Genomic DNA, 26465 nt, shown 5'->3' with positions numbered 1-26465 from the left:
CGTGCAGGTCGAGGGTAAGGGCCGGGCGGGAGTGCGGGCCGCTCGGGGTCCGGTCGGGCCGGGTCAGGGCCGGCCGGAGTCAGGGCCGGCCGGGTTCGTGGGGTTCGAGCCGGATCACCACGGACTTCGACGCGGGGGTGTTGCTGGTGTCGGCGGTGTGGTCGAGCGGCACCAGCACGTTGGTCTCGGGGAAGTACGCGGCGGCGCAGCCGCGGGGGGTGGGGTAGTGCACGACGCGGAAGCCGTCGGCGCGGCGTTCGGTGCCGTCGGTCCATTCGCTGACGAGGTCGGCGTAGTCGCCGTCGGCGAGGCCGGCCGCGGTGGCGTCGTCGGGGTGGACGAGGACGACGCGGCGGCCGCCCTTGATGCCGCGGTAGCGGTCGTCGAGGCCGTAGATGGTGGTGTTGTACTGGTCGTGCGAGCGGAGGGTCTGGAGCAGCAGCCGTCCGGCCGGGACTTCGGGGTATTCCAGGGGCGCGGCGGTGAAGTTGGCCTTGCCGGTGGCGGTGGGGAAGGTGCGGCTGTCGCGGGGGGCGTGCGGGAGGGTGAAGCCGCCGGGGTGGCGGACGCGGGTGTTGAAGTCGTCGAAGCCGGGGACGACGCGGGCGATGCGGTCGCGGACCCGGTCGTAGTCGGCTTCGAAGTCGGCCCAGGGGATGGCGTGGCGGGGGCCGAGCACGGCGCGGGCGAGGCGGCTGACGATGGCGGGTTCGGAGAGCAGGTGGGGCGAGGCGGGGGCGAGGTTGCCGTGGGAGGCGTGCACCATGCCCATGGAGTCCTCGACGGTGACGAACTGGTCGCCGCCGGCCTGCCGGTCCTTCTCGGTGCGGCCGAGGGTGGGCAGGATCAGGGCGCGGGCGCCGGTGACGGCGTGGGAGCGGTTGAGCTTGGTGGAGACGTGGACGGTCAACCGTGCCTTGCGGACGGCGGCTTCGGTGACGTCGGTGTCGGGGGAGGCGGAGACGAAGTTGCCGCCCATGGCGAGGAAGACCTTGGCGGTGCCGTCGCGCAGGGCGCGGATGGCGCGTACGACGTCGTAGCCGTGGTGGCGGGGCGGTGCGAAGCCGAACTCCTTCTCCAGGGCGTCGAGGAAGGCGGGGGCGGGGCGTTCGAAGATGCCCATGGTGCGGTCGCCTTGGACGTTGGAGTGGCCGCGGACGGGGCAGACGCCGGCGCCGGGGCGGCCGACGTTCCCGCCGAGCAGCAGGAAGTTGACGACTTCGCGGATGGTGGGGACGGCGTGCTTGTGCTGGGTGAGGCCCATGGCCCAGCAGACGACGACGCTCTTGGCGTCGAGGACGAGGGCGTGCAGCTCGTGGATCTCGGCGCGGGTGAGGCCGGTGGCGCGTTCGACCTCGGTCCAGTCGGTGGCGCGGGCGGCGGCTTCGTACTGCTGGTAGCCGTGGGTGTGGGTGGTGAGGAAGTCGTGGTCGAGGGCGTCGGCTTCGATGAGGAGGCGGCCCAGGGCGCGGAAGAGGGCCTGGTCGCCGCCGAGCCGGATGGGCAGGTGCAGGTCGGACAGCGCGGTGCCGCGGCCGGCCAGGCCGGTGGCGGTCTGCGGGTTCTTGAACCGTTCGGTGCCGGCTTCGGCGAGCGGGTTGACGGTGACGATGCGGGCGCCGCCGCGTTTCGCCTTCTCCAGGGCGGAGAGCATCCGCGGGTGGTTGGTGCCGGGGTTCTGGCCCGCGACGATGATCAGTTCGGCGCGGTGGAGGTCTTCCAGCAGGACGCTGCCCTTGCCGACGCCGAGGGTCTCGGTGAGGGCGGAGCCGGAGGACTCGTGGCACATGTTGGAGCAGTCAGGGAGGTTGTTGGTGCCGAAGGCGCGGGCGAAGAGCTGGAGGAGGAAGGCGGCTTCGTTGCTGGTGCGGCCGGAGGTGTAGAAGACGGCTTCGTCGGGGCTGTCCAGGGCGCCCAGTTCGCCGGCGATGATCTCGAACGCCCGCTCCCAGGGCACGGCTTCGTAGTGGTCGGCGCCTTCGGGCAGGTACATCGGCTGGGTGATGCGGCCTTGCTGGCCGAGCCAGTATCCGCTGCGGCGGGCCAGGTCGGAGACGGGGTGCGCGGCGAAGAAGTCGGGGGTGACCCGGCGTAGTGTCGCTTCCTCCGCGACGGCTTTCGCGCCGTTCTCGCAGAACTCGAACGTGTGGCGGTGGTCGCCTTCGGGCCAGGCGCACCCGGGGCAGTCGAAGCCGCTCTTCTGGTTGACCTTCAGCAGGGTCAGCGCGGTCCTTCGGGCGCCCATCTGGGCTTCGGCGATCTTCATGCTCTGCGCGACCGCGGGCAGCCCCGCGGCGGCGTGCTTCGGCGGGCCGACGTGCGGCGCGTCCTGGACAGGGTCACCGGTGGGGGGCTTCTTCGCCATACGGCCACTGTATTGCCGCCGGCTCGCCTCGGGGCCCTGCGGTCCCCGAGTGGGCGCGAACGCCTGCCCGGGCCACCTGTGGCAGCCGTCGAGCCGGCGGCGAAAGAAGGGAGTGTCGGTGGGGCGTGGGAGGATCGGATCGTGGCTGAGAGAGTATCCGGATCGAAGAAGACGACCGACCGACCGCGGCTGATGCTGCTCGACGGGCATTCGCTGGCGTACCGGGCGTTCTACGCGCTGCCCGTGGAGAACTTCAACACGGTCACGGGCCAGCCGACGAACGCGGTGTACGGGTTCGCGTCGATGCTGGCGAACACGTTGCGTGACGAGCAGCCGACGCACCTGGCGGTGGCGTTCGACGTGTCGCGCAAGACGTGGCGGTTCGACGAGTTCCCGGAGTACAAGGCGACGCGGTCGAAGACGCCCGACGAGTTCAGCTCGCAGGTCGGGCTGATCGGGGAGTTGCTGGACGCGATGCTGGTGCCGCGGTTCGCGGTGGAGGGCTTCGAGGCGGACGACATCATCGCCACCTTGGCCACGCAGGCGGAGGCGCTGGGTTACGAGGTGCTGATCGTCACCGGCGACCGGGACTCGTTCCAGCTGGTGTCGGACCATGTCACGGTGCTGTACCCGACGAAGGGCGTGTCGGAGCTGACGCGGTACACCCCGGCGAAGGTCGAGGAGCGGTACGGCCTGACGCCGAGCCAGTATCCGGACTTCGCGGCGCTGCGCGGTGACCCGTCGGACAACCTGCCGGGTATCCCGGGAGTGGGGGAGAAGACCGCGGCGAAGTGGATCACCCAGTTCGGTTCGTTCGCGGAGCTGTGCGAGCGGGTCGACGAGGTGAAGGGCAAGGCGGGCGAGAACCTGCGGGCCCATCTGGACGCGGTGAAGCTGAACCGGCGGCTGACCGAGATGGTGCGGGACGTGGCGTTGCCCGCGGGCGCCGAGCAGTTGGGCCGGGAGCCGTACGACCGCGAGGCGCTGGGCCAGGTGCTGGACGCGCTGGAGTTCCGCAATCCGAACTTCCGGGAGCGGCTGTTCGCCGCCGATCCGGGTGCGGCCGCGGAGGAGGCGGAGATCGCCGAGGGGGTGGCGGTCGAGGGCGAGGTGCTGTCGGCCGGCGAGCTGCCGGGCTGGCTGGAGTCGCATGCCGGGGGCCCGGTGGGGCTGGCGAGCGTGGACACCTGGGCGCTGGGTTCGGGCGGTGTCACGCAGGTCGCGCTGGCCGCGGGCGAGGACGCGGCGTGGTTCGACCCGGCGCAGCTGGACGGGGCGGACGAGAAGGCGTTCGCGGCGTGGCTGGCCGACGCCGAGCGGCCCAAGGTGGTGCACAACGCGAAGAACGTGATGCGGGTCTTCGCCGAGCACGGCTGGCGGGTGGAGGGCGTCGGGATGGACACCGCGCTGGCGGCGTACCTGATCAAGCCGGGCCGCCGGTCGTTCGCGCTGGACGTGTTGTCGGTGGAGTACCTGGGGCGTGAGCTGGCGCCGGCGGCTTCGGACAGCGGCCAGTTGGCGTTCGGCGAGGAGGACGACGGGGAGGCGGCTGCCGCCGAGGCGCTGATGGTGCAGGCGCGGACCGTGCTGGACCTGGGCGAGGTGTTCGGGCAGCGGTTGCCGGAGGTGGGCGCGGCCGAGCTGCTGCATGACGTGGAGCTGCCGACGTCGGCGTTGCTGGCGAAGATGGAGCGGGCCGGGATCGCGGCGGACCGGGCGCATCTGGAGGGGCTGGAGGAGCAGTTCGCGGGCGCGGTGCGGCACGCGGTGGAGGAGGCGCACGCCTCGGTGGGCCACGAGTTCAACCTCGGCTCGCCCAAGCAGCTCCAGGAGGTGCTCTTCGGCGAGCTGGGCCTGCCCAAGACGAAGAAGACGAAGACCGGTTACACCACGGATGCCGACGCGTTGGCCTGGCTGGCCGGGCAGACCGACCACGAGCTGCCGGTGATCATGCTGCGCCACCGTGAGCAGGCGAAGCTGCGGGTCACCGTGGAGGGCCTGGTCAAGACGATCGCGCCCGAGGGCCGTATCCACACCACGTTCAGCCAGACCGTCGCGGCCACCGGGCGGCTGTCCTCCACCGATCCCAACCTGCAGAACGTCCCGGTGCGCACCGACGAGGGCCGGGCGATCCGCCGCGGTTTCGTCGTCGGCGAGGGGTACGAGTCGCTGCTCACCGCGGACTACAGCCAGATCGAACTGCGGGTGATGGCGCACCTGTCGGAGGACGACGGCCTGATCGCCGCGTTCACCTCCGGTGAGGACCTGCACACCACGGTCGGCTCCCAGGTGTTCTCCGTCGAGCGGGACAAGGTCGACGCGGAGATGCGCCGCAAGATCAAGGCGATGTCGTACGGCTTGGCGTACGGCCTGTCGGCGTTCGGGCTGTCGCAGCAGTTGGGGATCGAGGCGGCCGAGGCGCGTGCCTTGATGGAGACGTACTTCGAGCGGTTCGGCGGGGTGCGGGACTATCTGCACCGCGCCGTCGAGGAGGCCCGCGGCACCGGGTACACCGAGACGCTGCTCGGCCGCCGCCGCTATCTCCCCGACCTCAACAGCGACAACCGGCAGCGCCGGGAGATGGCCGAGCGGATGGCGCTCAACGCGCCGATCCAGGGGTCGGCCGCGGACATCGTGAAGATCGCGATGCTCCGGGTCGACGAGGCGCTGACCGAGCGGCAGCTCGACTCGCGGATGCTGCTCCAGGTGCACGACGAAATCGTCCTGGAGGTCGCCCCGGGCGAGCGCGAGCAGGTGGAGGCGCTGGTCCGCCACGAGATGTCCACGGCGTACCCGCTGCGTGCTCCGCTCGACGTGTCCGTGGGTGCGGGTCCCGACTGGGAGTCCGCGGCCCACTAGTCAACGGGACCCTCCGGGGTGGGTGGTTCCGTCGGTTCAGGGACCACCTGCCGGTGGGTAGGTGACGCTCTGTTCGCGCAGGAGCCGCACCGGCCAAGGGGCGCGGGGCCCTGCGTGCGCAACCGTTCACCGGCGGGTGGTCCCCGAACCGGCAGAAGGGGGCAGCCCGGCGGGTCCGGCACCGGGCGGACCACATCCGTACCCTGTGGATTCATCGGGACCCTGTAGTCGGGGGGCTGAAGTTGCCGTAGGGTCATCCGAGTTGCGGAGCCGGGACGGGCCCGTATCTCGCTTTGGGGAGGGACGCCGATATGGCAGCGCGGCGCTTCGGTAAGAGCAAGAGGGTGCGCAGGACAGCGGCGGGCACCGCGGTGGCCGCCGCGGCGATGGCCGCGTTGGGAGCCTCACAGGCCCCCGGCCTCCTCCCGGTCGCTCATGCCGCCACGCAGGAGCAGCAGTCGCAGGCCCAGGCGGGCGCGACGCCCGACGGCTCCATCGACGGCGACTCCCCGTACGTCACCCAACTTCCCCCGCTCAACACGCCGCAGGGCCCGGTCGCCTCGACCCCCGGCAGCGGCAGCGGGACGACCGTGACGGTGCCCGGCGGCGGCGCGAGCCTGCCGACGACGGTGCTCGCGGCGTACGAGCACGCACAGGAGTCGGTCGCGCAGTCCGACCCGGGCTGCCACCTGCCGTGGCAGTTGCTGGCCGCGATCGGGCAGGTCGAGTCCGGGCAGGCCCGCGGTGGCGCCGTCGACGCGAACGGCACCACGTACAAGCCGATCCTCGGCCCGGTGCTGAACGGCAAGGGCTTCGCGGACATCACCGACACCGACAACGGCCGGTACGACGGCGACCCGGTGCACGACCGGGCGGTCGGGCCGATGCAGTTCATCCCGTCCACGTGGCGCACGTGGGGCGCGGACGGCAACGGCGACGGGGTGAGCGACCCGAACAACATCTTCGACGCCGCTCTCGCGGCCGCGCACTACCTGTGCGCCGACGGCCGGAACCTGGCGGTGCCCGGCGACATGGACCGGGCGATCCTCGGCTACAACCACTCGCAGGACTACCTGAACCTGGTGATGGCCTGGTACGAGCACTTCCGGCAGGGCGGCACGGTCTCCGTGCCGGACCGTCCGGGCTCGTCCGGCCCCGCGATCAAGACGCCGGCTCCGGTGACGTCCTCTCCGAAGCCGTCGCCCTCGGGCACCGCGTCGCCGTCTCCGTCGCCGACGAAGAGTGTGGGCGGCACCGTGGCGCCGACCTCGCCGGGTTCGTCCAGCCCGACGGGCAGTCCGACCGGCGGCCAGCCCAGCACGCCGCCCACCGGGGACCCGACGGGCTCGCCCACCACGCCGCCCACCGGTGACCCGACCGGCCCGGGCTGCCCCACGGACTCCACGACGCCCACTCCCACGGACTCGGGCACCGCCACGCCGACGGCCACGCCGACGCCGACGGACTCCGGCACGGCCACGCCGACGCCGGACCCCTGCGGGAGCGACGGCGCGGGCAGCGGTGACGGCACGGGGACCCCCGACCCCACCAACACCGCCGGCGCGGCTACCGGGGCAGCGCTCAAGCCGTAACCGGGGCCGGGTGGCATGACCCTCCGGGGTGGGTGGTTCTGTCCGTTCAGGGATCACTCACCGGTGGATGGTTGCCCTGGGTAAGCGCGGCTGCTTCCGCGAGAAGACGGTCACCCGTCAGGGGCGCGGGGAACCGCGCGACCAGCCCACCACCGGCAGGCGGTCCCCCAACCGGCAGAACGGGCCCCCGGAGGGTCCCGGCTCCCTACTTCCGTGGGCGTACCGCGCGGGTGGGTTGGGCGGTCGAGGGGTCCTCGGGCCATGGGTGGCGCGGGTAGCGCCCGCGCAGCTCGGCTCGGACCGCCCGGTACCCCTCGCGCCAGAAGGACGCGAGGTCGGCCGTGACGGCGGCCGGGCGCCCGGCGGGCGAGAGCAGGTGGATGAGGACCGGCACCCCGGCCACGGTCGGGGTGTCCCGCAGCCCGAACAACTCCTGGAGTTTGACGGCGAGTACGGGCTGCTCGCCGCTGTAGTCCACCCGGACCCGGGACCCGGTCGGGACCTTGATCCGTTCGGGTACCAGCTCGGCGAAGCGGGACGCCTCGCCGGTCGACCAGGGCAGCAGGCGGTTCAACGCGGCGCCGGCGTCGGCGCGTTCGAGGTCGGCGCGGCGCCGGGCGGCGGCCAGCTCGGGCCCCAGCCACTCGGGGGCCCGCGCCAGCAGCGCCTCCTCGGCGACGTCCGGCCACGCCCCGCCCAGCACCCGGTGCGCGAACGCCATCCGCTGCCGTAGCTCGCCCGCCTCGCGCGACCAGCGCAGCAGCCCGGTGCCCTCGGCCCGCAGTCCCTCCAGGAGCGCGGCGCGCAGCGCGGACGGGTCGGGGCGGCGCAGCGGCGCGGTGCCCAACTCGACCGCGCCCAGCCGCTCCACGCGGCGCGCGACCACGTCGCCGTCCCGCCAGCGCACCTCTTCGTACGACTCCAGGGCGTCGCCGGCCGCCTGCCGGGCGATGCCCTCGTCGACGACGGCCGCCACCCGCACCCGGGCGCCGGCCCGGCCCGCGCTCCGGTCGGCGACCGCGACCGCGATCCACTCCGCCTCGCCGATGCCGCCGGCGACCTCCGCCGCGGTGCCGCCGACCATGAGGTACGCGCCCGGCCCGCGCCGCCGCGCCACCCGCTCCGGGAAGGCCAGCGCGGCGACCAGCCCGGCCACCGCGTCGTCCGTGAGTCCGCCCGCGCCGGCAGCCGTACCGCCGCCGCCCCTGCCCGTACCGGCAGCCGCGCCGCCGTCCCTGCCCGCGCCGGCACCCTTGCCGGTGCCGCGGCCCGTGCCCCTGCCGGTGCCGGCCGGGGACGAGGCGCGCAGGGCGCCCTCCAAGCGGCGGGCCTCGGAACGCCAGCGGGCGCCGTACGGGTCCCCGCCGCGCCGGGCCCGGTGCCAGGCGCCGGTCAGGTCGGAGCCGTAGGAGCCGGGAATCTCCTCCGACAGCAGGGCGGTCACTTCCGCGGCGCGGGCGGCGCCCGCCTCGGGGGCGGCGTCCAGCAGGGCGCGGGCGAGCCGGGGGTGCAGGCCGAGCAGCGCGAGCCGCTTGCCGCGGTCGGTGGCGCGACCGGCGGTGTCAGTGGCGCCGAGCCCGCGCAGCGTGGCCTGGGCGGCGGCCAGGGCGCCGGGCGGGGGAGCGTCGAGCAGCGCGAGCCCGGTGGTGTCCGGCTCGCCCCAGCAGGCGGCCTGGAGCGCGAACGCGGTGAGGTCGGCGAGGGCGATCTCGGGCGCGGGCAGCCTGGCCAGCCGGGCGTGCTCGGCCTCGGCCCAGCAGCGGTAGACGGTGCCGGGCGCCTCCCGGCCCGCGCGGCCGGCCCGCTGGTCGGCGGCGGCCCGGGAGACCCGCACCGTGGTCAGCGCGCCGAGGCCGCGTGCGTGGTCCATCCGCGGTTCACGGGCCAGCCCGCAGTCCACCACGACCCGCACTCCGGGCACGGTCAGGCTCGACTCGGCCACGGACGTCGCCAGCAGCACCCGGCGGCGCTGCCCGGCGGCGAGCGCGGCGTCCTGGACGGCGGCGGGCGCCCGCCCGTGCACTTGCAGGATGTCGACGCCGAGTCCGCCGAGCATCCCGGCCACCCGGGCGATCTCGCCGGCGCCGGGCAGGAAGCACAGCACGTCGCCGTCCCGCTCGCCCAGCGCGCGGCGCACGGTGGCCGCCACGTGGTCCAGCAGCGCCGGGTCCACCCGCATGCCGTGCGGTGGGCGTACCGGGCGGGGCGGCGGCGCCCACCGCACCGTCACCGGGTGCAGCACTCCCTCGGCCTCGACGACCGGGCCGTCCAGCAGCGCCGCCCACGCCGCGGTGTCGGTCGTCGCGGAGGCCGCCAGCAGCCGCAACTCCGGCCGCAGCACGGACCGTACGTCCAGCAGGAAGGCCGTCGCGGTGTCGGCGTCGAGGTGCCGTTCGTGGCACTCGTCGAGCATCACCGTGCCCACGCCGCCCAGTTCGGGGTCGCGCTGGAGCCGCTGGAGCAGCACCCCGGTGGTGACCACCTCCACGGCGGTGGCCGCCGACACCCGCCGCTCGCCGCGCACCGTGAAGCCGACGGTGCCGCCGACGTCCTCGCCGAGCAGCCAGGCCATCCGCCGGGCGGCGGCCCGCGCGGCCATCCGCCGGGGCTCGGCGACCAGCACCCGCCCGCCGAACTCGGCGGCCAGCAGCAGCGGTACCAGCGTGGTCTTGCCGGTCCCGGGCGGTGCGGCCAGCACCGCGCGGCCGCGTTCCCGCAGCGCGGCCAGCAGCGCGGGAACCACCGGGGCGACCGGCAGGGCCAGGCCCTCGGGCCGCGGCCGGATCACGGGGCGAGGCAGACGAAGATCGCGGTGCCCGGCAGCAGCCGTCCGCGCAGCGGGGACCAGCCGCCCCACTCCTGGTCGTTCCACGCCGGCCACTCCGGCTCGACCACGTCGACCAGCCGCAGCCCGGCCGCGGCGATCTCCCGCACCCGGTCGCCCAGGGTGCGGTGGTGCTCGACGTAGACGGCCAGTCCGCGGTCGTCCTGCTCGACGTAGGGGGTCCGGTCGAAGTAGGAGGAGACGGCGGTCAGGCCCTCGGGGCCGGGCTCGTCGGGGAAGGCCCAGCGCACCGGGTGCGTCACGGAGAACACCCACCGGCCGCCGGGTCGCAGCACCCGCGCCACCTCGCGGTGCACGCGTGCGGTGTCCGCGATGAAGGGCAGCGCGCCGTAGGCGGAGCAGGCCAGGTCGAAGGAGGCGTCGGCGAAGGGCAGGGTGCCGGCGTCGGCCTGCACCAGGGCGGGCGCGTTCCCCTTGCCCGGGCCGGCGTCGTCGTCCAGGTCGATCCGCCGGGCGTGCTGGAGCTGGCGGTGGGACAGGTCGAGGGCGACCGGGCGGGCGCCGCGCGCGGCGAGCCAGCGGGAGCACTGGGCGGCGCCGGCGCCGATCTCCAGGACGTCCAGGTCCTTGAGCCCGCCGACCGGGCCGAGCAGCCCGGCCTCCGCCTCGTCGAGCCCCTCCGGGCCCCACACGAAGCGGTCGTCGCCGAGGAAGTCGCCGTGCTCGCGCTGGTACTCGTCGGCGTTGCGGTCCCACCACCGGCGGTTCGCCCGGCTGCTCTCCGTGGTCCCCGCGGTGCGCCGGGTCGCTTCGGGTTCGGGTCCTTGGATCATCGCGGCAGTCGTCGTACTCTCTGAGAAGACCAGCGGGTGGTGGAGTTGGGCCGGTTCGGTCCGTTATGCGCCTGCTGTGCCTCTTCGCGCATTGACCGTGCCCGGCTGCCCCCGTATGCTACAAGTTGCGCTGCGAGCCTGCGCGCCTCAGACGGAGCAGGCCACGCTCGAACTGTTGCAAACCCTCGGCCTAGCGGCTTCGGGCCCCCGTGAGTAGGTGGGGGCGGCAGGTAGAAAAAGGCTCCCGGCGTAGCAGTACCTACGACTTACTGTCCGTACCGGAGTCCTTTCCCTAATGACGAGCAGCACCGAGGCCCCTCGTACCACCCCGCAGGTGGCGGTCAACGACATTGGCAACGAGGAAGCCTTCCTCGCCGCGATCGACGAGACGATCAAGTACTTCAACGACGGCGACATCGTCGACGGCGTCATCGTGAAGGTCGACCGGGACGAGGTCCTGCTCGACATCGGTTACAAGACCGAAGGCGTCATCCCCTCCCGCGAGCTGTCGATCAAGCACGACGTCGACCCCAACGAGGTCGTTGCCGTCGGCGACGAGATCGAGGCCCTGGTCCTCCAGAAGGAGGACAAGGAAGGCCGCCTGATCCTCTCGAAGAAGCGCGCGCAGTACGAACGCGCGTGGGGCACCATCGAGAAGATCAAGGAAGAGGACGGCATCGTCACCGGTACCGTCATCGAGGTCGTCAAGGGCGGCCTCATCCTCGACATCGGCCTGCGCGGCTTCCTGCCCGCGTCGCTCGTCGAGATGCGCCGGGTCCGCGACCTCCAGCCGTATGTCGGCAAGGAGCTCGAGGCGAAGATCATCGAGCTGGACAAGAACCGCAACAACGTGGTCCTGTCCCGCCGTGCCTGGCTGGAGCAGACCCAGAGCGAGGTCCGCCAGACCTTCCTCACCACCCTGCAGAAGGGCCAGGTGCGCTCCGGCGTCGTCTCCTCGATCGTCAACTTCGGTGCGTTCGTGGACCTCGGCGGGGTCGACGGCCTGGTGCACGTCTCCGAGCTGTCCTGGAAGCACATCGACCACCCCTCCGAGGTCGTCGAGGTCGGCCAGGAGGTCACGGTCGAGGTCCTGGACGTCGACATGGACCGCGAGCGCGTCTCCCTGTCGCTGAAGGCGACCCAGGAAGACCCGTGGCAGCAGTTCGCCCGGACCCACCAGATCGGGCAGGTCGTGCCCGGGAAGGTCACCAAGCTCGTTCCGTTCGGTGCGTTCGTCCGCGTGGACGAGGGCATCGAGGGCCTGGTGCACATCTCCGAGCTGGCCGAGCGCCACGTGGAGATCCCCGAGCAGGTCGTCCAGGTCAACGACGAGATCTTCGTCAAGGTCATCGACATCGACCTGGAGCGTCGCCGGATCTCGCTGAGCCTCAAGCAGGCCAACGAGTCCTTCGGCGCCGACCCGGCCTCGGTCGAGTTCGACCCGACCCTGTACGGCATGGCCGCGTCCTACGACGACCAGGGCAACTACATCTACCCCGAGGGCTTCGACCCCGAGACCAACGACTGGCTCGAGGGGTACGACAAGCAGCGCGAGGAGTGGGAGGGCCAGTACGCCACGGCCCAGGCCCGCTTCGAGCAGCACCAGGCGCAGGTCATCAAGTCCCGCGAGGCCGACGAGCAGGCGGCGGCCGAGGCCGGCTCCGCTTCCCCGGCGGCGGCCGCGGGCACCGGTGGCGGCTCGTACTCCTCGGAGTCCGACGACAGCAGCGGCGCCCTCGCCTCCGACGAGGCGCTCGCCGCACTGCGCGAGAAGCTCGCGGGCGGCCAGAGCTGACGCTCTCCGCTCCAAGGCTCCACGGTGGGCCCGCACCTCTCTTCCCGAGAGGTGCGGGCCCACCGCCGTTTCCGCCGGCCTACGGGGTGACCGCGATGTTGGTCAGGCCCTTGCCGCCGGTGACGGTGTTGGAGCCGTAGACGGTGGTGGGGCAGTCGGCCGACGCGTTGGTGACGTCGATCGCGAGCTGGTTCGCGCCGGTCGAGCCGGTGAGGTCGGAGTCGTTGGCGCGGAAGACGGTGCCGCAGCCCCAGCCGGGCTGCTGGGTGTGGGTCTGGTAGCCGTCGTTGATGGTGCGGCTGCCGTGGTTGCCGGTGATCGTGTAGTCGTTGCCCTTGACGTCGACCCACGAGTCGTCGTAGTTCGTCATGCTCAGGCCGCTGCCGTCGAAGGTGTTGCCGGAGACGACGCCGCCGGTGGTGCCCTCCTTGAGGTCGATGTTCTCGGCGCCGACGTTCGGGCCGATGACGTTGTCGAGGATCTGCACCCGGTCGCTCTTGTCGTCCAGGGTGTTGGCGGTGCCGACGTAGACGCCCTCGCCGTAACCGGGGCGCTGCAGGCCGGTGTTGTAGATCCGGGAGTTCCGGATCACGTCGTCCGTGCTGGAGGTGCGGAAGTGCACGCCCTCCATCTGCAGGTCGTGCACGGTCACCGAGTCGATCACCACGTGGTCGGCCGTGTCGGTGACGATGCCCTTCTGGCCGCCGGTGACGGTCAGCCCGTCCACGTTCCAGTAGCTCGCACCGTCCAGGTAGAGGCCGTAGCCGCCGGAGGAGCTGAGGATCGCGGCGGAGGAGCCGGTGAGCGTGATCGGGGCGTCCGCGGTGCCCGGGGTGTACGCCTTGAAGTTGCCGGTGTACGTGCCGTCGGCGAGGTGGATGGTCTGGCCGGGAGCGGCCGCGGTGAGCGCGGCCTTGAGCTCCTTGGCGGTGGTGACCTCGACGGTGGCGGCGGGTGCCGCGGTGGCCGCGGTGGTGGCCGTGGCACCCACCGTGGCGGAGGCGGGTGCCGCGGTGGCGGTGGCGGCCGGGAGCAGGCAGCCGGCGGCCAGCAGCGCGCCGGTCGCGGACAGCGTGAGGAACGGGTGGGGGAGCGCGTGGGGGAGCGCAGGGGTTCGCATCCGAACACCTTTCGGATTCAGGTACGTATCAGGTATGTGGACGGTGGCCGTCATCATGAACAACGACGGCGTGTCGCGACCGTAGGGGCGGTCCGGTGGCCGGTCAAGGGTGGGAACCGGCCCCGGCCGGAAACCGGTTGGCCCGCGTGCGCGGGAATGGCAGGCGGATACGGTTCGTTGTGGCTGACGAGGACCGAGGGAGGACGATCACCGTGGGCGATCCGCAGGGGCTGTACGCGTACGAACCGGGCGGTGCCGAAGCCGTTGACGAAGCGGTCGGCGACGCCGGGCCCGTCCTGCTCTACTACTTCGAGGGCTACATGGACGCCGGCGAGACCGGCCAGCAGATCGCGCAGCACCTGCTGGACCGGCTCGACAACCAGCTCGTCGTGCGCTTCGACGCCGACCGGCTGGTCGACTACCGCGCGCGCCGCCCGCTGATGACCTTCGAGCGCGACCACTGGTCGTCGTACGAAGCGCCCTGCATCGACCTCTACCTGGTGCGGGACACCACCGGCACGCCGTTCCTGCTGCTCACCGGCTCCGAGCCGGATGTGGAGTGGGAGCGCTTCAGTGCCGCCGTGCTCCAGGTGATCGAGCGGCTCGGCGTCCGACTGGCCATCAACTTCCACGGCATCCCGATGGGCGTGCCGCACACCCGCCCGGTCGGCCTGACCCCGCACGGCAACCGGGTGGACCTGATGCCCGGCCACCGCGCCTGGTTCGACGAGGCGCAGGTCCCCGGCAGCGCCGCCAGCCTGGTCGAGTTGCGGCTCGCCGAAGCCGGCCGCGACGTCCTCGGCGTCGCCGCCCACGTGCCGCACTACCTCGCGCGCTCGCCCTACCCCGACGCCGCGCTCGCCGTCCTGGAGACCATCACCGCCGCGACCGGCCTGGTGCTGCCCGACGTGGCGCACGCGCTGCGCCGCGAGGCCCACACCGTCCGCGTCGAGATCGACCGCCAGGTCGCCGAGGGCGACGGCGAACTCGTCTCCGTCGTCCGCGGCTTGGAGAGCCAGTACGACGCGGTGGCCGGTTCGCAGAACCGCGAGAGCCTGATCGCCGAACCCGTGGACCTGCCCTCTGCGGACGACCTGGCCGCCGAGTTCGAGCGGTTCCTCGCCGACCAGGAAGACGACGGGCGCTGAGCCGGCAGCCCGCGCGCCGGGGCCGTCCCGTTAAGCTCTGCACATGCTGAACGTGGGGCTGACCGGGGGCATCGGTGCCGGCAAGAGCGAGGTGACGCGCCTGCTCGGGTCGTACGGCGCGACCGTGGTGGACGCTGACCGCATCGCGCGGGAGGTGGTCGAGCCCGGCACGCCCGGACTGGCCGCGGTGGCCGCGGAGTTCGGCCCGGGCGTACTGCGCGAGGACGGCGCCTTGGACCGCCCGAAGCTCGGCGCGATCGTCTTCGCCGACGAGGAGCGCCGCAAGGCGCTCAACGCGATCGTGCACCCGCTGGTCGCGGAGCGCTCCGCCGAACTCCAGCAGGCCGCGGGCCCGGACGCGATCGTGGTGCACGACGTCCCCCTGCTCACCGAGAACGGCCTCGCCCCGCGCTACGACCTGGTGGTCGTCGTGGACGCCGCCCCCGCCACGCAACTCGACCGGCTGGTCCGGCAGCGCGGCATGGCCGAACCGGAGGCCCGCGCCCGGATGGCCGCGCAGGCCACCCGCGAGGAGCGACTGGCGATCGCGGACCTGGTGATCGACAACGACGGGCCGCTGGAGAACCTCGAACCGCAGGTGCGGGAGGTCTGGCGGAAGCTGCGGGAACGCGCGAGCGGGTCCGCGGGGGCGTAGGGCCGTACGGGGCGGGCGCGGGGGCGCGGCGGGACAAGGGTCATGGGGACCGGGTCATGGGGACCGGCCGGGCAGGTGGGGCGGGCAGGCGGGGCGGGCAGGCAAGGGCCGGGCCGAGCCGGGCGGGATGCCGCCGGGAATGCGGTTGCCGCCGGTTGTGTTGGGTATGTCTGACCAGACGATCACTCGTCACCCGTGCCCGATTCCAGGGAGGCGGCCTTGCAAGAGCGGTCCCCGGAAACCCTCGTCATCGACTACCGCGCCGCGGAGCAGCTGCTGTCCGCCCGCGACCCGCGCGGTGCCGTCAAGCTCCTCGACCCCGTGATCGCCGCCCACCCGGAGAACACCGCGGCCCGCCTGCTGCGCGCCCGCGCCTTCTTCGCCGCGGCCCAACTGCGCCCGGCCGAGCTGGAGTTCCAGATCGTTCTCGAACGGGAACCCGACAACGCCTTCGCGCACTTCGCGCTCGCCCGTACCCTGGAGCGCGCCAACCGCTCCGCCGAGGCCCAGCGACACTTCCGGCTCGCCGCCGCGCTCGACCCGCGCCCCGACTACCTGGCCGCTGCCCGCTTCGACGCGAACTGACCTACTGCCCTGCGAGAGGGGCCCGGGTATGGAAGCCGTCGTCGTCCTTGTGATCATCCTCGCCGTCATCGGCGTGATCGGGCTGATGAGCAGCGTCAAGGTGGTGAAGCAGTACGAACGCGGGGTGATCTACCGCTTCGGTCGGGTCAACGCGCTGCCCAAGGAACCGGGCCCGCGCATGCTGGTGCCGTTCATGGACCGCATGACGAAGGTGAACATGCAGGTCGTCACCATGCCGGTGCCCGCGCAGGACGGCATCACCCGCGACAACGTGTCGGTGCGGGTCGACGCCGTGCTGTACTTCCGGGTGATCGACCCGATCCGGGCCACGGTCGACGTGCAGAACTACCAGTTCGCGATGCTCCAGGTCGCGCAGACCTCGCTGCGTTCGATCATCGGCAAGAGCGAACTGGACGACCTGCTGTCGGGGCGGGAGCGGCTGCACGAGGGGCTGGAGTTGATGCTGTCCACCCCCGCCACCGGGTGGGGCGTGCACATCGACCGGGTCGAGATCAAGGATGTGGCGCTGCCGGAGTCCATGAAGCGGTCCATGGCCCGGCAGGCCGAGGCCGATCGGGAGCGGCGGGCGCGCATCATCACCGCCGACGGTGAGCTCCAGGCGTCCCAGAAGCTGTCCGAGGCGGCCAAGACCATGGACGCCAACCCGTCGGCCCTGCAACTGCGGCTGCTGCAGACCGTGGTGGAGGTCGCCGCGGAGAAGAACTCCACGCTGGTCATGCCGTTCCCGGTGGAGATGCTGCGCTTCTTCGACCGGGCGGCGGGCGGCACCGGGGGCACCGGCGGTACGGGCGGCGCCGAGCAGGGGGCGCCGGCCGAGGCGGAGGCCGGGTCGCCCGGCGAGCAGGCCGCCGGGGCCGGCCCGAAGGCCGATCCCCCGGCCGAGCGCGCCGCGCTCACCGAGCCCGACGCACCCGCCCCGGCCGAACTGCCCCGGGCCGCGGGCCGCCCGCAGATCCCCGACCCGCGCAGCTCCGAGGAGTGAGCGGGGGCCGGGGACGGGGACCGGGGACGTAGCCGCCCCGGGACCGCGGCGCGGCGCGGTCAGCGCGGTCAGCGCGACCAGTGGACCTTGAACACCCAGGCGTACCTCCCGGCCGCGCGGGCCGCGGCCGGGACCTGCACGGTGAGCGTGCCGCCGTCGAACTCCCAGTCCAGCGGCCGGTCATGGCCCAGCATGGTCACCTTGTCGCCCTTGCGGATCGGCACCGGCGCCCGCACCACCAGCTTGCTGCCCGGGTCGCCCAGCGAGGAGATGTAGAACGCCTCGCCCTGCTTGACGCTGAACCGCAGCTCGTCGAGCTGCGCCATCGCCGACCAGTACGTCGTGCCGTAGACCGACTCGCCGTTGACCCGCAGCCACCGGCCGGTCTCCCGCAGCCGCTGCTCCATGACCGACGGGATGGTGCCGTCGGCCTTGGGCCCGATGTCGAGCAGGAAGTTGCCGTTCTTGCTGACGATGTCGACGAGCGTCTGCACGACCTGTTCCGCGGTCATGTACTGGTCGTCGGGGGTCGCGCGGTTGTAGCCGTAGCTGTGCGGGTCCAGGCCCCGGCTGGCCTCCCATTTCGCCACCACCGTGTTGGCGTAGGTGGTGTACTCCGGCGTGGTGAAGTCGTGCGGCGCGATGCCGGAGCGGTCGTTGACCGTCACGTCCTTCGGACGCGCCCGGTTCTTGGCGTGGTTGAAGTAGTCGGCGAGCACATGGTCGCTGTCGTTGGCGCCGCCGATGTCGCACCAGATGACGTCGGGGTCGTAGCCCTCGATCAACTCCCGCATCTGCGGGGCCTGGTAGTCCGCGACGAAGTCCTTGCCCGCGGTGTAGCCGGTGTACGGCACCGGCTCCAGGGTGTACGGGTTGCGCGGGGCGTGGCCCATCCACGGGCTGTCCGGGTTGAACCACTCGGGCATCGAGAAGTACAGGCCGTTGTGCAGCCGCGGGGTGTACGTGCGCGACGCGGTGAACAGCGCGTCGACCAGGTCGCGGTGGGGTCCCATCCGGACCGCGTTGCGGTCGGAGACCTTGGTGTCCCACAGCGCGAAGCCCTCGTGGTGCTTGGAGGTCAGCACGTAGTACTCGGCGCCCGCGTCCTGGAACAGCTCCACCCAGGAACGGGGGTTGAACCGGCTCGCGGTGAACATCGGGATGAAGTCGTCGTACGCGAAGTCCTCGCCGTAGGTCTGCGCGTGGTAGGCGTTCACCGGGTCGCCGGTGGTCTGCATCGAGTTCCAGTACCACTCGGCGTACGAGCCGCCGACCGGCGACCAGGCCGGCACCGAGTAGACGCCCCAGTGGATGAAGATGCCGAACTTGGCGTCGCTGAACCAGTACGGGGCCTGGTGGGTGTCGAGCGACGCGTCGGTGGGCTGGTAGTCGGGGGTGCCGAGGATCAGCGGGGTGCTGCGGGCGGCGGCGGTCCGGCCGCGGCCGGTGACCCGCACGGTGCCCGTGGCGGCGGTGCCGGGCGCGGTCCCCGGCGCGTTGCGGATGCCGATCCGCAGCCGGGCCTGCTCGCCGGGCCCGAGGAACGGCACCGCGGCGGGGGCGATCGTACGGGCGCCGGCGGAGCCGCTGTCGACCGCGACGTCCACCGAGAGCGCGTCGGTGGGCCGGACCCACACGGTGCCGGCGTTGAGCACGGTGGCCTCGACGCTCTGGGTGCCGTGCGGGCCGGTCAGCGAGTTGGTGGAGGCGGCCGAGCGGATGGTCAGCGCGCGGCCGGTGGCGGCCGGCTGCAGGGAGAGCGCGAAGACGTGCAGCGCGGAGGTGCCGGCCTGGGCCGGCCCGGTGGAGGGCAGGGTGACACCGACGGCCTGCCGCGTCGGGTCCGTCCACAGCTCGCTGACGCTCATGGAGACCGGGTGCGGGTCGGTGCCGTCGGGGGAGTAGCGGAAGGTCGTGGTCAACGCACCGCCACCGGAGTACCAGTCGCCGCCGCCGAGCGCGGCGGTGGACGTGCTGCCGTCCGCGTAGTGCACGGTCGCGGTGCCCGAGGTCGCGCCGTAGCTGCACGAGACGAGGAACGAGGCGAACAGATACCCGCCGGGCGGGAGGTCGACGCGCTGCCCGTTCGCCACGATGTTGTTCTTGGCGCCGGCCGCGGACGAGGGAAAGCGAAAGCTCACCCCTCCGACGACTGCTGTCCCTGACGGCAGCTCCTCGCCGGGGAAGGAGTAGCCGGAGCCGTCGAAGTCCCCGCCGCGGGCGGCCGCGGTGTCGATGCCGTCGTTGTCGAACCAGGCGTCCAGCGGGACCTGTACCGCGTCCGGCACGGTCCCCCACGTATTCGAAGTGGCCTGCGATGCTGTGGTGTCGGCGGTGTCGGCCGCCGCGCTTCCTGCGGAGATCAGTGTGGTGCCCACGGCTGCGCCCGCTGCCATTCCGAGTACCTGGCGTCGTGGGAACGTGGTCATGCGCCCTCCTCAGTGCCCTGGGGATTGGCCCATCGCGAATGGGTATACATCCGATGAGTGATCCTGGGGAGGAGGCGGGGGCATGTCAATAGATCGGACCGAACGGGCCGTTCCCGGGCACGCTTCGCCCGGCGGGCGCAGCCGGGCGCACCGGCACCCGGTCCGCGGGGCCGGCCCGCCGACCCGCCGGAAGTGGGGCAGCGCGCGCACCCACCGGCCCACCGACCCGCCGGGATGCCGTCAGAACAGCGGAGCGGGCAGTACCCCTTCCAGCGCCAGCAGCGTCCGCTTGATCTCCAGGCCGCCGCCGAAGCCGCCTATGCCGCCGTCGCTCTCCACCACCCGGTGGCAGGGCACCACCACCGGCAGCGGATTCGCCCCCATCGCCGCGCCCACCGCCCGCGCCGCGCCCGGCTCGCCCACCCGGTCGGCGAGGTCCTGGTAGCCCACCACCGCGCCGTACGGCACGCCCGTCGCCAGCTCCCGCAGCACCCGCCGGTTGAAACCGGTGGTCAGCGACCAGTCCAGCGCAAGATCGAACTCCTTCAGCTCCCCCGCGAAGTACGCGTCCAGCTGCTCCGTCACCGGCGCCAGCCGCTCCGGGTCCTCCACCACAGCGCACCCCAGCCGCCGCTCCAGCGCGCCCACCTCCCGCGCCACCGTCGCCGGCCCCGCCCTGAACGCCACCAGCACCAGCCCCTGACCGCTCCACGCCGCCATCAGCGGCCCCACCGCCGTGTCCCGCACCACCCACGCCACCTCGTCCATGCCCACCACGCTAGACGCAGGGTCCGACAACGCCCCCGGCCTCACCGCCGCCACCATGGAAACCGCAGGTCAAAGCCGTTTCGTGAGGTGGGCGGGGCGAGCGGGACCGTGATTGTCACAGGGGCGCCGTACGGTGGTGTCATGCGGCCCGTTTCAGACATCGAACGCACTGTGGCGCCTTTCGAGGTCGTCAGCCCCTTCCAGCCCAGCGGCGACCAGCCGGCGGCGATCGAGGACCTCGAGCGCCGTATCCGCGCCGACGAACAGGACGTGGTGCTGCTCGGCGCCACCGGCACGGGCAAGTCGGCGACCACCGCGTGGATGATCGAGCGGCTCCAGCGCCCCACCCTGGTGATGGCCCCGAACAAGACGCTGGCCGCCCAGCTCGCCAACGAGTTCCGCGAGCTCCTGCCGAACAACGCGGTCGAGTACTTCGTGTCGTACTACGACTACTACCAGCCGGAGGCGTACGTCCCGCAGACGGACACCTACATCGAGAAGGACTCGTCGATCAACGAAGAGGTGGAGCGGCTTCGCCACTCGGCGACGAACTCGCTGCTCACCCGCAGGGACGTCGTCGTGGTCGCCTCCGTCTCGTGCATCTACGGCCTGGGCACCCCGCAGGAGTACATCGACCGGATGGTCCGGCTCAAGGTCGGCGACGTGATCGACCGCGACCGGCTGCTGCGCAAGTTCGTCGACATCCAGTACACGCGCAACGACCTGGCGTTCACCCGCGGCACCTTCCGGGTCCGCGGCGACACCGTCGAGATCTTCCCGGTCTACGAGCAGCTGGCCGTCCGCATCGAGATGTTCGGCGACGAGATCGAGGCGCTCTACACGCTGCACCCGCTCACCGGCGAGGTCATCACCGAGGACGAGCAGGTCTACGTCTTCCCCGCGACGCACTACGTCGCGGGACCCGAGCGCATGGAGCGGGCCATCGCCGGGATCGAGCAGGAGCTGGAGGGCCAGCTCGCCCTGCTGGAGAAGCAGGGCAAGCTCCTGGAGGCCCAGCGGCTGCGGATGCGCACCACGTACGACATCGAGATGATGCGGCAGATCGGCACCTGCTCCGGCATCGAGAACTACTCCCGGCACATCGACGGCCGCGGCCCCGGCTCCGCCCCGGACACCCTCATCGACTACTTCCCCGAGGACTTCCTGCTGGTCATCGACGAGTCGCACAACACGGTGCCGCAGATCGGCGCGATGTACGAAGGCGACGCGTCCCGCAAGCGCACCCTCGTCGACCACGGCTTCCGGCTGCCCTCCGCGCTGGACAACCGCCCGCTGAAGTGGGAGGAGTTCCTGACCCGGGTCGGCCAGAAGGTCTACCTGTCGGCCACCCCTGGGCCGTACGAACTCTCCCGCGGCGACGGCGTGGTGGAGCAGATCATCCGGCCGACCGGGCTGATCGACCCCGAGGTCGTGGTCAAGCCCACCGAGGGCCAGATCGACGACCTGGTGCACGAGATCCGGGTGCGCGCGGAGAAGGACGAGCGGGTGCTGGTCACCACCCTCACCAAGAAGATGGCCGAGGACCTCACCGACTACCTGCTGGAGCTGGGCGTGCAGGTGCGGTACCTGCACAGCGACATCGACACGCTGCGCCGGATGGAGCTGCTCCAGGAGCTGCGCGCCGGCGAGTTCGACGTTCTGGTCGGCATCAACCTGCTGCGTGAGGGCCTGGACCTGCCCGAGGTCTCGCTCGTGGCGATCCTCGACGCGGACAAGGAGGGCTTCCTGCGGTCGGGCACCTCCCTCATCCAGACCATCGGCCGCGCCGCCCGTAACGTCTCCGGCCAGGTGCACATGTACGCCGACCGGATCACCCCGGCGATGGCGAAGGCCATCGACGAGACCAACCGCCGCCGGGAGAAGCAGATCGCGTACAACACCGAGCGCGGCATCGACCCGCAGCCGTTGCGCAAGAAGATCGCCGGCATCCTGGACGCCTACGCGCGCGAGGAGGCCGACACGCAGGAGCTGCTGGGCTCCGGGCGGCAGCGCTCGCGCGGCAAGGCGCCGGTGCCGGCGCTGGCCGGCAAGGCCGGCGAGAAGCGGACGGGGGCGGCGATGCCCGCCGAGGAACTCGCCGATCTCATCGCCCAACTCACCGAGCAGATGCACACCGCGGCCGGCGAGCTGAAGTTCGAGGTGGCGGCCCGGCTGAGGGACGAGCTGGGCGACCTGAAGAAGGAGCTGCGGCAGATGCGCGAGGCGGGCATCGCGTAACGCCGGCCGCGCCCGCGGATGTTGCGTCGCGTCAGCCCCGGTCGGGCAAGCGCGTCAGCACCGTGAGGGGGCGGGCGGACAATCGGAATTCCGCGCTGACGAACCGGGATACCGTCCGGCGGCGTCTTGTTAGGGTGCGGGCACGGCTTTTCCGTGCCAGAGCCGCGGATGAAGCGCACGAAGCAGTCGGAACACAACGGGTGAGAGGGGACAGCGCGTGACGGTCAACATGACCAAGGGGCAGAAGATCAGCCTGAGCAAGGCCGACGGGGGGACGCTGACCGCGGTCAGGATGGGGCTGGGCTGGCAGGCTGCGCCGCGCCGGGGTCTGTTCGGCAGCCGCACGCGGGAGATCGACCTCGACGCCTCCGCGGTCCTCTTCGCCGACAAGCAGCCGGTCGACGTGGTGTTCTTCCGCCACCTCACCAGTGACGACGGCTCGGTCCGGCACACCGGCGACAACCTCGTCGGCGGCGCGGGCCAGGGCGGCGACGACGAGTCGATCATCGTCGACCTCCAGCGGGTCCCGGTGCACGTCGACCAGATCGTCTTCACGGTGAACTCCTTCACCGGCCAGACCTTCGCCGAGGTGCAGAACGCGTTCTGCCGCCTGGTGGACGAGAGCAACGGCCAGGAGCTGGCCCGCTACACCCTCACCGGCGGCGGCCCGTACACCGCGCAGATCATGGCCAAGGTGCAGCGCGGCACCACCGGTTGGTCGATGACCGCGATCGGCACCGCGGCCAACGGCCGGACGTTCCAGGACCTGATCCCGGCGATACTGCCCGCCCTGTAGCAGGGTGGGGCCGTGGTCCGGGCGACCGGGCCACGGCGCGCAGACGGACACGCACGACAACGAAAAGCAGGGGGCGGCTGGCATGACGGCCGAACTGGTCCGGGGGCAGAACCATCCGCTGCCCGGCAACCGGCTGGAGATCCGGGTGTCGGCGGGGACCCCGGTGGTGGCCGCGGTCACCCTGGGCGACGCGGAGGGCCGGGCCTTCGGGCCGGGCAGCGGCGACGGCCGGTCGGGCCCGGCGGCCGGGCGGGAGTGGCTGGCCCACCCCGGCGCTCCGCAGCTTCCGGGTGTCGAGGTGCCCCGGCAGGCCGCCGCCGAGCACCGCCTCGCCGTGGACCTGGGCGCCATGCCGCAGGACGTGCACCGCGTGCACGTCCTGCTGGCGCTGCCCGTCGGCCGCGCCGGCGCCCCCGTGGACTTCGGTGCCGCACCGGCCCCGCAGGTGGCCGTGACCGACCCCGACGGCACCGCCATCGCCGGCTACACCCTCACCGGCCTGGGCCGCGAGACCGCCCTGCTCGCCGTCGAGCTCTACCGGCGCCAGGGCACCTGGAAGGTCCGCGCGGTCGGCCAGGGGTACGACGGCGGGCTGCCCGCGCTGCTGCTCGACCAGGGCGTGCCCGACGCCCGCGCGGTCGCGCAGGAGATCCACGACGCGGTGGAGCGCGAGCAGTCCCGCTCGGTGGACGCGCCCCCAGCGCCCACCTCGCCCGCCACGCCCACGTCGCCCACCTCGCCCGCGGCACACACGACCTCCGCGGCGCCCACCGTGCCCGCCCCCGCCGAAGCGCCGCCGGCCGGCCCGGTGGACTACCGCCACCCGCGCCGCCGCACCGTACCGGCCGCGCCGCAGCCCGAGCCGGCGTCCGCGTCGAGCGCCCCGCCGATGCCGCCGCACCCGCCGCAGTACGCCCCGGCCGCCGCGGCATCCGCCGCCGCGGACGGCCCGCCCGTCCCGGTCGCCGGGGACGCCGGCGGCTGGACCTTGGAGGAGCGGCTGCACAACCAGATCTGGGGCATGTTCGAGGACCTGGCCCGCACCGTCGCCGCGTACCGCAGCGCCGAGGACTTCGCGCAGTCGCGGTACGACCAGGAGCTGGACGCGCTGCTCGCCGACCCGCGCACCCGCGGCGGAGCGCAGGCCGAGGCGGCCCGCGACCAGGCGATGACGAAGCAGGTCGCGCTGGTCGACCAGGCCAGGGCCGTGCTCGACCGCGACCTCGCCCAACTCGCCGCCGAGGCCGAGGTGGTCGAGCCCGCGCTGCCGCCCGCGTTCGCCGGCTGGGAGAACCCGGCCTGGCACGCGTACGAAGTGCCCGAGCAGCCGGCGCTCGCCGTGCGGCTCGGCGGCCTCACCGTGCCCGAGGCGCCCGAACTGCCGATCCCGCTGCTGGTCCGGCTGCCGCTGGAGCGCGGGCTGTGGATCGACAGCGCCGACGACCGCGGCGTCGCGATGGAGGTCGCCGTCGCGACCGCCGCCCGGCTGCTGGCCTGCCACCCGGCGGGCGGCTTCGCCATGCACGCGCTGGACCCGGCCGGCTCGGCCGCCACCGCGTTCGCCCCGCTGTACTCCGGTGGCGCGCTGGCGCTGCCGCCGCCGGCCGCGGGCGCCGCCGGTGTCAACGAGGTGCTGGGCCGCCTCACCGCGCGGGTCGACCTGCTCCAGATGGCCATGCGCGGCGGCGCGGCCGACTCGCTGCCGCCCGGGTTCGACCAGGCCGAGCAGTTGCTGATCGTCAACGAGTTCCCGTACGGCTTCGACGACCGCGCCGTCAACCAGCTGCGCTACCTCGCCGACGAAGGGCCCGCCGCGGGCGTCCACCTGCTGCTGGTCGCCGATCGCGACGACGCCTCGGCGTACGGCCCGGTGCTCGACCCGCTGTGGCGCTCGATGCTGCGGCTCACCCCGCTGCCCAGCGACCACCTCGCCGACCCGTGGGTGGGCCACGCGTGGACGTACGAACCCGCGCTGGTGCCGCCGGGCAGCCAGGTGGTGGCGCAGGTGCTGCGCAGGCTGGCCGCGGCCCGTCCGGCGTACGGGAGGTGAGGGCGGCCCGGCCGTACCGCGCCCGCCCCGGCCGCCGCGGCTGACGCCGCCCCAGTTCCCCACGCCGCCCCCGTTCCCCGCCCGATCTGACGCGGCGTCCGCACGGCCCGAAGCCGCCCGCTCGGCCCCGTACGGACTGCCCGCGAGCACGCACGACCTGCTCGGCGAGCCGCTGCCGCCCGGAGTGCGACACGCCGTCACCTTCGGCATCTCTTTACCATTTCTTGGGCATTCGTGTACGGTTGTTTGACCGACCGCTACAGCCGGAGATCCCGTGGATGTCTCGCTCACCCTCTGGGCGCTCACCATCGCAGGACTGTTCGCCCTCATCGGCGCCGACTTTCTGATCGGCCGCAACCCCCACGACGTGTCCGTCCGCGAGGCCGGGATCTGGACCGCGGTCTGGGTCGTCCTCGCCGGGCTGTTCGGCGTCGGCCTGCTGGTCTTCGCCGGCGGCCGCCCCGCCGGCGAGTTCTTCGCCGGATACATCACCGAGAAGTCGCTCAGCGTCGACAACCTCTTCGTCTTCGTGCTGATCATGGCGAAGTTCGCGGTGCCCACGCGGTACCAGCAGCGCGTGCTGCTGATCGGCGTGCTCATCGCGCTCCTGCTGCGCGCGGTGTTCATCGCGGCCGGCGCCACCATCGTGGCGAGCTTCTCCTGGGTCTTCTTCATCTTCGGCGCGTTCCTGATCTGGACCGCGTGGAAGCTGGTCAAGGAGGCGATGGCCGGACCCCAGCAGGACGAGGAGTTCGAGGAGAACCGGGTGCTCAAGGCGGTGCGCAAGCGCGTCCCGTCCACCCGGAGCTACCACGGCACGCTGCTCTTCGTCACCGAGAACGGCAAGCGGCTGATGACCCCGATGCTCGTGGTGATGCTCGCCATCGGCACCACCGACGTGCTCTTCGCGCTCGACTCGATCCCGGCGATCTTCGGCCTCACCCAGGACCCGTACATCGTCTTCACCGCCAACGCGTTCGCGTTGATGGGCCTGCGCCAGCTCTACTTCCTGATCGGCGGCCTGCTCAAGAGGCTGGTGCACCTGTCGTACGGGCTCTCGGTGATCCTCGGGTTCATCGGCGTCAAGCTGGTGCTGCACGCCCTGCACGAGGCCGGGGTGCACGTCCCCGAGATCTCCATCCCCGTCTCCCTGGGGGTGATCGTGGCCGTGCTCGCGGTGACGACCGCGACGAGCCTGGCCGTCAGCCGCGGGGGCGCCCCGGCCGACGGCACCACGCCCGCGCCCGCCGGGGAACACCCCGCCGGGGACACCGCGGGGAACACCGCCGAGGACCCCTCCGACCAGGGCGAACCCGCCCCGGAGTCCGGCTCCCACCGGCTCGACCGGCAGCCGGCCCAGCGCCGCCAGAGGTCCTGACGCACCCCTGACGGCCGTCCGGCGGCGCCCCGGGCGCCCCACGGCGATTGACGACACCCCGGCCCC

Annotated in this window: 17 protein-coding genes; 11 read left to right on the top strand and 6 right to left on the bottom strand. The window is 72.6% G+C overall.

Annotated elements, in window-relative coordinates; translation table 11 throughout:
• Window positions 1-79: 79 nt before the first annotated feature.
• Window positions 80-2365, bottom strand: coding sequence for an FdhF/YdeP family oxidoreductase (locus ACIPAE_RS31860; RefSeq protein ID WP_402449955.1), 2286 nt, complete (start codon window positions 2363-2365; stop codon window positions 80-82).
• A 192-nt stretch (window positions 2366-2557) separates the two neighbouring features.
• Between ACIPAE_RS31860 and polA the strand changes: the two genes are divergently transcribed.
• Entirely contained in the window at window positions 2558-5224 is a 2667-nt protein-coding gene (gene polA / locus ACIPAE_RS31855) for a DNA polymerase I (protein ID WP_329374383.1), read from the top strand.
• A 311-nt stretch (window positions 5225-5535) separates the two neighbouring features.
• Entirely contained in the window at window positions 5536-6816 is a 1281-nt protein-coding gene (locus tag ACIPAE_RS31850) for a lytic transglycosylase domain-containing protein (RefSeq protein ID WP_402449953.1), read from the top strand.
• Between the two features lie 205 nt (window positions 6817-7021).
• Here the strand turns inward: ACIPAE_RS31850 and ACIPAE_RS31845 are convergent, their stop codons facing one another.
• Window positions 7022-9604 (bottom strand): ATP-dependent RNA helicase, encoded by a 2583-nt coding sequence (locus tag ACIPAE_RS31845; RefSeq protein WP_402449950.1) that lies wholly within the window; start codon window positions 9602-9604, stop codon window positions 7022-7024.
• Window positions 9601-10434: a class I SAM-dependent methyltransferase gene (locus ACIPAE_RS31840; RefSeq protein WP_329370546.1), complete on the bottom strand. Its 834-nt coding sequence runs from the start codon at window positions 10432-10434 to the stop codon at window positions 9601-9603. The genes ACIPAE_RS31845 and ACIPAE_RS31840 overlap by 4 nt, the downstream gene beginning before the upstream one ends.
• Before the next feature lie 295 nt (window positions 10435-10729).
• On the opposite strand from ACIPAE_RS31840, the gene rpsA reads away from it, so the two are divergent.
• A complete protein-coding gene (gene rpsA / locus ACIPAE_RS31835) occupies window positions 10730-12229 on the top strand; it encodes a 30S ribosomal protein S1 (protein ID WP_328462829.1) in 1500 nt (499 codons plus the stop codon).
• Window positions 12230-12308: 79 nt separating this feature from the next.
• Here rpsA and ACIPAE_RS31830 read toward each other — a convergent pair whose 3' ends face one another.
• The gene (locus tag ACIPAE_RS31830; RefSeq protein ID WP_402449947.1) at window positions 12309-13349 is read right to left on the bottom strand and encodes a right-handed parallel beta-helix repeat-containing protein; all 1041 of its coding nucleotides are present in this window, start codon (window positions 13347-13349) and stop codon (window positions 12309-12311) included.
• Between the two features lie 212 nt (window positions 13350-13561).
• Here ACIPAE_RS31830 and ACIPAE_RS31825 point away from each other — a divergent pair, with 212 nt between their 5' ends.
• From ACIPAE_RS31825 to ACIPAE_RS31810, 4 genes are all read left to right on the top strand, one after another.
• Entirely contained in the window at window positions 13562-14497 is a 936-nt protein-coding gene (locus ACIPAE_RS31825; RefSeq protein ID WP_328462825.1) for a PAC2 family protein, read from the top strand.
• A gap of 43 nt (window positions 14498-14540) precedes the next feature.
• A complete protein-coding gene (coaE, locus tag ACIPAE_RS31820) occupies window positions 14541-15152 on the top strand; it encodes a dephospho-CoA kinase (RefSeq protein WP_366414532.1) in 612 nt (203 codons plus the stop codon).
• Between the two features lie 219 nt (window positions 15153-15371).
• Complete coding sequence (locus ACIPAE_RS31815; protein WP_328462821.1) at window positions 15372-15737, top strand: tetratricopeptide repeat protein; 366 nt, start codon at window positions 15372-15374, stop codon at window positions 15735-15737.
• Window positions 15738-15765: 28 nt separating this feature from the next.
• Complete coding sequence (locus tag ACIPAE_RS31810) at window positions 15766-16740, top strand: slipin family protein (RefSeq protein ID WP_402449944.1); 975 nt, start codon at window positions 15766-15768, stop codon at window positions 16738-16740.
• A gap of 68 nt (window positions 16741-16808) precedes the next feature.
• Here the strand turns inward: ACIPAE_RS31810 and ACIPAE_RS31805 are convergent, their stop codons facing one another.
• Together ACIPAE_RS31805 and ACIPAE_RS31800 are read right to left on the bottom strand one after the other, a co-directional pair.
• Window positions 16809-19136 carry an alpha-L-fucosidase gene (locus tag ACIPAE_RS31805; RefSeq protein ID WP_366414534.1) on the bottom strand — a complete coding sequence of 776 codons (2328 nt, stop codon included), beginning with the start codon at window positions 19134-19136 and terminating at the stop codon, window positions 16809-16811.
• Window positions 19137-19409: 273 nt separating this feature from the next.
• Window positions 19410-19937 (bottom strand): methylated-DNA--[protein]-cysteine S-methyltransferase, encoded by a 528-nt coding sequence (locus ACIPAE_RS31800; RefSeq protein ID WP_328462815.1) that lies wholly within the window; start codon window positions 19935-19937, stop codon window positions 19410-19412.
• Between the two features lie 141 nt (window positions 19938-20078).
• Between ACIPAE_RS31800 and uvrB the strand changes: the two genes are divergently transcribed.
• From uvrB to ACIPAE_RS31780, 4 genes are all read left to right on the top strand, one after another.
• On the top strand, window positions 20079-22175 hold the full coding sequence (gene uvrB / locus ACIPAE_RS31795) for an excinuclease ABC subunit UvrB (RefSeq protein WP_366414536.1): 2097 nt from the start codon (window positions 20079-20081) through the stop codon (window positions 22173-22175).
• 217 nt (window positions 22176-22392) lie between these two features.
• Window positions 22393-22971 carry a TerD family protein gene (locus ACIPAE_RS31790; RefSeq protein ID WP_328462811.1) on the top strand — a complete coding sequence of 193 codons (579 nt, stop codon included), beginning with the start codon at window positions 22393-22395 and terminating at the stop codon, window positions 22969-22971.
• Window positions 22972-23053: 82 nt separating this feature from the next.
• Entirely contained in the window at window positions 23054-25021 is a 1968-nt protein-coding gene (locus ACIPAE_RS31785; protein ID WP_402449939.1) for a TerD family protein, read from the top strand.
• A gap of 274 nt (window positions 25022-25295) precedes the next feature.
• Window positions 25296-26399: a TerC family protein gene (locus tag ACIPAE_RS31780; RefSeq protein ID WP_402449936.1), complete on the top strand. Its 1104-nt coding sequence runs from the start codon at window positions 25296-25298 to the stop codon at window positions 26397-26399.
• Window positions 26400-26465 lie beyond the last annotated feature (66 nt).

The organism is Streptomyces sp. NPDC087270 (assembly GCF_044744625.1).
Taxonomy (GTDB): Bacteria; Actinomycetota; Actinomycetes; order Streptomycetales; family Streptomycetaceae; genus Actinacidiphila.
Note: the sequence above shows the minus strand (reverse complement) of the source record. Positions and strands in the feature narration are given on the sequence as shown.

Coding starts and splice junctions, on each gene's coding strand:
- polA (WP_329374383.1), top strand. CDS start 2,558: ATGCTGCTCGACGGGCATTCGCTGGCGTACCGGGCGTTCTACGCGCTG.
- rpsA (WP_328462829.1), top strand. CDS start 10,730: ATGACGAGCAGCACCGAGGCCCCTCGTACCACCCCGCAGGTGGCGGTC.
- ACIPAE_RS31800 (WP_328462815.1), bottom strand. CDS start 19,937: ATGGACGAGGTGGCGTGGGTGGTGCGGGACACGGCGGTGGGGCCGCTG.
- ACIPAE_RS31830 (WP_402449947.1), bottom strand. CDS start 13,349: ATGCGAACCCCTGCGCTCCCCCACGCGCTCCCCCACCCGTTCCTCACG.
- uvrB (WP_366414536.1), top strand. CDS start 20,079: ATGCGGCCCGTTTCAGACATCGAACGCACTGTGGCGCCTTTCGAGGTC.
- ACIPAE_RS31785 (WP_402449939.1), top strand. CDS start 23,054: ATGACGGCCGAACTGGTCCGGGGGCAGAACCATCCGCTGCCCGGCAAC.
- ACIPAE_RS31805 (WP_366414534.1), bottom strand. CDS start 19,136: ATGGCAGCGGGCGCAGCCGTGGGCACCACACTGATCTCCGCAGGAAGC.
- ACIPAE_RS31850 (WP_402449953.1), top strand. CDS start 5,536: ATGGCAGCGCGGCGCTTCGGTAAGAGCAAGAGGGTGCGCAGGACAGCG.
- ACIPAE_RS31840 (WP_329370546.1), bottom strand. CDS start 10,434: ATGATCCAAGGACCCGAACCCGAAGCGACCCGGCGCACCGCGGGGACC.
- coaE (WP_366414532.1), top strand. CDS start 14,541: ATGCTGAACGTGGGGCTGACCGGGGGCATCGGTGCCGGCAAGAGCGAG.
- ACIPAE_RS31860 (WP_402449955.1), bottom strand. CDS start 2,365: ATGGCGAAGAAGCCCCCCACCGGTGACCCTGTCCAGGACGCGCCGCAC.
- ACIPAE_RS31810 (WP_402449944.1), top strand. CDS start 15,766: ATGGAAGCCGTCGTCGTCCTTGTGATCATCCTCGCCGTCATCGGCGTG.